The 5,348-nt window shown below is 37.9% G+C and carries 6 protein-coding genes; 5 read left to right on the top strand and 1 reads right to left on the bottom strand.

The window, feature by feature from the left end:
* The coding region (locus B6S08_RS18530; RefSeq protein WP_211284269.1) for a hypothetical protein at window positions 1-219 on the bottom strand (219 nt) is incomplete at its 3' end.
* 708 nt (window positions 220-927) lie between these two features.
* Between B6S08_RS18530 and B6S08_RS18335 the strand changes: the two genes are divergently transcribed.
* From B6S08_RS18335 to B6S08_RS18080, 5 genes are all read left to right on the top strand, one after another.
* A complete protein-coding gene (locus B6S08_RS18335) occupies window positions 928-1,206 on the top strand; it encodes a hypothetical protein (protein WP_141202217.1) in 279 nt (92 codons plus the stop codon).
* Window positions 1,207-1,498: 292 nt separating this feature from the next.
* Window positions 1,499-1,879 (top strand): hypothetical protein, encoded by a 381-nt coding sequence (locus B6S08_RS18330; protein WP_141202216.1) that lies wholly within the window; start codon window positions 1,499-1,501, stop codon window positions 1,877-1,879.
* Between the two features lie 1,192 nt (window positions 1,880-3,071).
* The gene (locus tag B6S08_RS18440) at window positions 3,072-3,224 is read left to right on the top strand and encodes a hypothetical protein (RefSeq protein ID WP_169716432.1); all 153 of its coding nucleotides are present in this window, start codon (window positions 3,072-3,074) and stop codon (window positions 3,222-3,224) included.
* Window positions 3,225-3,401: 177 nt separating this feature from the next.
* A complete protein-coding gene (locus B6S08_RS18085; protein ID WP_094202206.1) occupies window positions 3,402-4,190 on the top strand; it encodes a hypothetical protein in 789 nt (262 codons plus the stop codon).
* A 66-nt stretch (window positions 4,191-4,256) separates the two neighbouring features.
* Window positions 4,257-4,622 (top strand): hypothetical protein, encoded by a 366-nt coding sequence (locus tag B6S08_RS18080; protein WP_094202205.1) that lies wholly within the window; start codon window positions 4,257-4,259, stop codon window positions 4,620-4,622.
* The last annotated feature ends 726 nt before the right edge of the window (window positions 4,623-5,348 follow it).

Here is a 5,348-nt window from a genome sequence, read left to right as displayed (position 1 = left end):
ACCACCACCGCCACCACCACCACCACCACCATTGTTTCGAACAGATCGATCAGTTGCTGTAGTCATTGATGCAATTTTATAGGAAGGACGAAGAAAAACCACTAATTTTGAGGGATGAACAGAAAGTAAATCCAATGGAATTCGGCACATTGAATCCCATCCCCACCGCTTACATTCTGAGGGAAAATTCACAGCGGATGAAGGGTTAAAATCACCCATTCACTTCAACAAATCTACTGCCTTCCTATCTTTAGTGCTGTTGTTCACCTTTTTCAAAACAACCCACTGCTGCTCACTGCCATCTTCATTGTTATTGGTGGTGGTAGTTGACAAAACTTGTGCAAAAGAGGTTTCCTTATCATTCTGTTTCGAAGTGGTAATGTGCAGTAAATTTTCATCATAACAACAAGGTGGTGGTAGTAATTCTGTTGCATCATCTCAACTGTACGATCTTTTGGTTTTGAAACATTTGGATGATCCACAATTTCAGTTGATTGTGCGAAGAAATCAATCTTTTGATTTGCGTATGTTTTTTTACTATTGTGTTGTTAATAATGAAAGAAAGCATTGTGAAGATTTTTCCAAGGCTGTTAAGATTTCTACCAATTCTAATTCTTGTTTATCTTATCGCAATGACTGTTTTGAGAAATATTCCTAGGCTGATATTGTGGATATTTGTTACGGGATAAATGAAGGTGGTAAGGGTGAATTGACCCATGGGTTTTTTAAGAAAACATTTTATGCAACCAGTGAAGAAATTGTGAACCTGTTGAATGTGATTGATTATTGGCTTTGAAATATATTATTGTTGTTGTTCATTCGCTGTTGAATGCAGTTGTGTTGTTGTTCACCTGTTTGTTTTTGGCTTTTTTGCGCAAGTACAAAATGCCAAAAAAAGATAAATGGGTGTACTGATAATGATGGTGATTGGATAAAATATATTTGGATCCTTCTAATCCTGGAGCATTTCGAACTGCTAAAGACTTGTACATCTCTGCGAAGTCAGCTGGATTACCCCATATTACTCTCAATAGAATAAAACAATATCTTCAAGGAAAACCAGGCTACACAATGCATCATTGGGTTTTGAAAAAATTTAAACAAGAAAAAATTATCAGTTATGGATTTTTAGACTTAGTTCAGGTTATTATTAGTTTTTTTTTTGCAGATTTTCTATGGATCAATTTGCTTTCATTTTTAGTGTGATTTGGCAGATCTGAAAAGTTTATCCAGAAAAAACTGAGGTTTTCGATATGTTTTGCTTGTTGCAGCAGTTCTTTCGAAAAGGATCTGGTTAAGACTGGCAAAAGAGAAAACTTCATCGACTGTAGCTCAACTGATGAGAGATGTGCTGGGAAATGGAATGCCAGCCAACTGTATACCTAGATGAGTACAAACTGATGAAGGCACCGAATTTTTCAGTTATCCTTTTCAAAATCTGGTGGAAGAGTTCGGGATTCATCATTTTGTTAACGGCTCTAGAGAAGTGAAAGCGTCTGTGGCTGAGGTAAATATACGTAAAATGAAAAGGGTTATCTATAGAATGATTACTCAAATGGGATCAGAAAAATATGTGGATAAATTGCCAGAGATAGAATGTGCCCACAATCACAGAATTCATCCAAAAACAGGATTTCGACCAATAGATATTAATGAGGAAAACACCCCCTTGGTTTTTCGCAAACTCTACCCGGGTCCCATTGAAGAGACGCTGCATCATCATCATTCTCCATGGAATATTGCAACTACAGGTAGTGGTAAACAGCGGCTGCCCTTTCGTGTAGGAGACCGAGTAGTGGTGAGAAAAAATTTTCAACAATTTCATCATGGTTATCTACCTGCTTGGCAACCAAATGTTTATCGAGTCTCCAAAGTATAGCCCGAAAACACCCTGCCTCGATATCGGTTGAGCACCTCGGACACTGGAGAGGAAATTCTTGGCTTGTGGTATGCGGAAGAATTGCAAAAAGTCACTCATTGATGACTGTTTAATGGGAAGTTTTTTCAAAATTAGCAATGGTAGTGGTGCGAAAATATCGTAAAAAGAAGAAAAAAAGTGGTGGTAAAAGAAAAAGAAAAACAATAAAATGAAGTGGATGGATGGTAAAAACCAATTATCATCATCGTCGCCATCGTGGTAGTAGTGGAAAAACAAAAAAGAAGAAGAGATAAACTAAATCGATGTTTGTTAAAAATATAAACATAATTATTGAACCTAATGTGCACAGATCAATTACGATGATGAAATGTTTTTTTAGTCTCGCATTATTCTTCATATATATATATATAGTGATGTTATGCATGTTTTTGCATCTGTATTTTATGAATGTTTCATGATGATAATTATTCCATCAGACTGACGGCACCCCCTAACAACAGCAACAACGATACTTCTTCTTTGTATAAATTTACAGTTCAATTACCTACTGTGTTGAATTTTGAAAAATCTGGCAATTTTGAATGTGCTTTGGTGGAATTTTACTGTAGCAAACTATCGGAAAACAAGAATACAAGTTTAATTTATGTCAAGTGTGAAAGTTTGGTTGCAGGATCCATTTTCAACAAAGAAATTCAGCCTATACTCACTGTGATTCCCAATTTTGATGTGTCGGACATAGTTGGCACTGGAAAAACCTATGTTCCACCTCTTTTTGAATATAAAACTATAAAACTACCACGAGTGGATTCGCTTACATTTCATTTAAGAGATCAAAATGATGAAGGATTGATTTTTGATAAATCTCGAAAAATTTTTCTCCACATTCATTTTCGCCATCGTGTGGAACATTCATCCGTACATTAGACCTATCATCATCATTATCATATGTGTAGTCGAGAGTGGAACTGTGGTGAGTTGGGTGATCGAGACACTGAACCAGATTTGATCTACTTCTATCATCGTTATCGTGGTGACAGTACACGAAATGAAAACGAAACCAGAGGTGGAAAAAAATGGATTTTGGTGAACGAAGATCAAGAAGAAGTGCAACAAAAAAAAGGAACTGCGGACAGAAAAATTTTCTGCTGAGGAAAAAATTTCTATCACAAATAGTGGTGATAATTTATCACCAGTGCAACAGCAACAAACAGTTGGCAGTAAAACTGGTAAGAAAACAGCAGCAGGGCTGACCATTCCAGAGTGGTGGAAAACTGATACTAGTGTTGGTGGAAAACAAAAATTATCAACTGATAAATTGAAAGAAGTTAGGAACAATAAAAAATAAATAACTAAATGAGATGACGGACATCCCCACTACTGCTGGGGTTACCCCCATCGGGGTAGAAGTTCAGAGAAAAAACTCCTATCTGGTTCTCGACTGCTGATTTTGCATGACATTGAGTCTGTCCAATATGAAAACATCTATCCCACTTCCATTCTACCTATCAAGGATGATCATTCTTTGATTTTTGATGTTCCGGTGCAAAAGGGGTTCTACATCGATATGCGCACTTTGAAATTACACATCCAAAATCATTTGTTGCAGAAAAATGGCTGCGTTCTGGCTGGGAGCGATCGCACCACCACCCAGTCAGCTATATTGTATTCGATGTTTCGGGATCTTCAGGTGAACTTCAACAACCGAACCATGTTTTGGGGAAAATTTCTCTACGGTTACTATGCTAATTTTTTGCTTCTGTTCAAAATTCCTAGCAATGAAAAAACTGTACTGTACAGTTCGATTTACAAGTACAATGATCACAAAGATTTGGACCAAATGTGGGAATCAAAAGAGGTGACCCAAAAAGACGGTACTATGAAAACAGAAATGGTTCACACTGGATATGATGGGGAGGACATCGTGTCGGAATGGAATGAGCGAACTGCTATGCATTTGAGGGGGGAGTATCACGAGGTTATGGGAAACATTTTGTTCGATCTGGCTTTCCAATCCCGCCTTTTGCGAGATGACATCAACCTGAAATTCACATTCACCCAGCAAAACCCAGAATTTTGCCTATTGTCCAGCAAACTGAATGCAGAATACATGTTGGAAATTTCCAAAGCCATATTGCAAGTTCCCCGAATTAGCGTCAGACCATCGGCGCTTCCTCGCATCGATCTCGATTATTACTTCATTGAACATAGAATGATGTCTGTGCTGGTGCCAGAAAATACTTCGAATTTCAATCATACCCTGATCAGCGGGCCCTTGCCTCATCGAGTGATAATGTGTCAAGTGGACGAATAGGGGTTCGAAGGAGACTATACGAAATCATTTCTTCGTTTTCCCCATTTTGAACTGGACACCATTCAAATGATCGCGGGGCATTGCAGAATTCCCGCCGACCCATTGACCATGGACTGGGATGAGGAGGAGCTTTTGGGGGCTTACATATCATTTTTTCAAAACATGAAAAATTCATTGGGATTTACTGGGATGCCATTTTCCCGAAAGCAATTCTCCAACAACTGTGTGTTTTTTGCCTTTGACAGCACCAGAGATATGGAGGCGGGGAGTTTGCATTGGACCGAGGGAAATTCAGGAAACCTTTCGCTGAACATTCACTGGAAAACCCCACTGGAAAATAACATCATGTTGGTTTTGTGCTGCGAATACAAAATGGTCTGTTGTTTAGACAAGTTCAGACAGGCGAGCATAGATTATGCCCCCATTTATTGATTTGGTTGAGGCCTGATGTTGTTTCTTACTGCTGCTGCTGCTGCTGCTGTTGCTGTTTGTGCATAACTATTTTTGTATTGATGATGATGATGATGATGGTAGATAATGAAGACCCAGATGAAGATTTGTCTTGTATAAAACTACAACATCCATTTTGGTATTTTCTTTTGCTTCTGTATATGTTAATATGTGTATTTGCTGTTGTTTCTTAGACTTTTGGCTGTTGGGGCCACATCTACAGGAAAAACCAGGATGTTCGAGTAATTATTACTGCTTGCTGTTATTTTTATCAAACTAAAACATAAAATCAACCAGATTTTAGTTACATCATAAAAAATCAAAAAGAAACTGTGGCAACTTAGACAAGTCCAATGGGAAATTTGACCAGATTGTGGTTTGTTTTGCCGTAGCTGATTCCATATACAAAGAGTGGTTCAACAAAGCAGGGAGTGTGTGCATTTACCATCTGGGGTTACCTAGCAAAAATGAACTGGAAGACGGATCTCTGATAAAACAGGGATGTAACAACTTGATTTGTTTGGATGATTTAGATGATGGAGAAAATGAATGCGAGATAATTCACATGTGCAACTATGTAGCTACATACTAAGAAAACCCCAGTCTTTTTGTTTGTTTAGGTTGTTTACTATCTATAGTCATCATTATCAATACAAAAATAGTTATGCACAAACAGCAACAGCAGCAGCAGCAGCAGCAGTAAGAAAC

Source organism: Oceanimonas doudoroffii, assembly GCF_002242685.1.
Classification (GTDB): Bacteria; Pseudomonadota; Gammaproteobacteria; order Enterobacterales; family Aeromonadaceae; genus Oceanimonas; species Oceanimonas doudoroffii.
The sequence above is the reverse complement of the archived record's forward strand: the minus strand, read 5'-3'. Positions and strand labels throughout refer to the sequence as shown.

Bases quoted from the DNA above. Each gene is read 5' to 3' on its own strand.
- B6S08_RS18080 (WP_094202205.1), top strand. From the start codon at position 4,257: ATGATCGCGGGGCATTGCAGAATTCCCGCCGACCCATTGACCATGGAC.